Raw genomic sequence first — 849 nt, 5'->3', positions numbered from 1 at the left:
AAGCTATTTCGGGGAGAACCAGCTATCTCCGAGTTCGATTGGAATTTCTCCGCTACCCCCACCTCATCCCCGAATTTTTCAACATTCGTGGGTTCGGGCCTCCAGTGAGTGTTACCTCACCTTCACCCTGGACAGGGGTAGATCACACGGTTTCGGGTCTACGTCCACGTACTAAAGCGCCCTATTCAGACTCGCTTTCGCTGCGGCTCCGTCTTTTCAACTTAACCTCGCACGGGAACGTAACTCGCCGGTTCATTCTACAAAAGGCACGCCATCACCCATATAGAGGGCTCTGACTTTTTGTAAGCACACGGTTTCAGGTTCTTTTTCACTCCGCTTCCGCGGTGCTTTTCACCTTTCCCTCACGGTACTGCTTCACTATCGGTCACTAGGGAGTATTTAGCCTTGGCAGATGGTCCTGCCGGATTCCGACGGGGTTTCACGTGACCCGCCGTACTCAGGATACCTCTAGGAGATTCGTTCGATTTTGGCTACAGGGCTTTTACCTTCTATGCCGGACCTTTCCAGATCACTTCGCCTACCGAACTAACCCCATATCGAGGTCCTACAACCCCAAGGAGCAAGCTCCTTGGTTTGGGCTATTCCGCTTTCGCTCGCCGCTACTGACGGAATCACTTTTGTTTTCTTTTCCTCCAGGTACTTAGATGTTTCAGTTCCCTGGGTATGCCTCTACTAAAGCTATGTATTCACTTTAGAGTAACTGCGCATTACCACAGCTGGGTTCCCCCATTCGGACATCCCCGGATCAAAGCCTGCTTACGGCTCCCCGAGGCATTTCGTCGTTCGCCACGTCCTTCTTCGGCTCCTAGTGCCTAGGCATCCTCCGTG

General features: G+C 52.4%; 1 rRNA gene. It reads right to left on the bottom strand.

From position 1 onward, the window contains the following. Positions 1-849, bottom strand: a 23S ribosomal RNA gene (locus GC097_RS00005); the annotation flags it as partial.

Origin of the sequence: Paenibacillus planticolens (genome assembly GCF_013141725.1) — a bacterium.
Lineage (GTDB): Bacteria > Bacillota > Bacilli > Paenibacillales > NBRC-103111 > Paenibacillus_E > Paenibacillus_E planticolens.
Note: the sequence above shows the minus strand (reverse complement) of the source record. Positions and strands in the feature narration are given on the sequence as shown.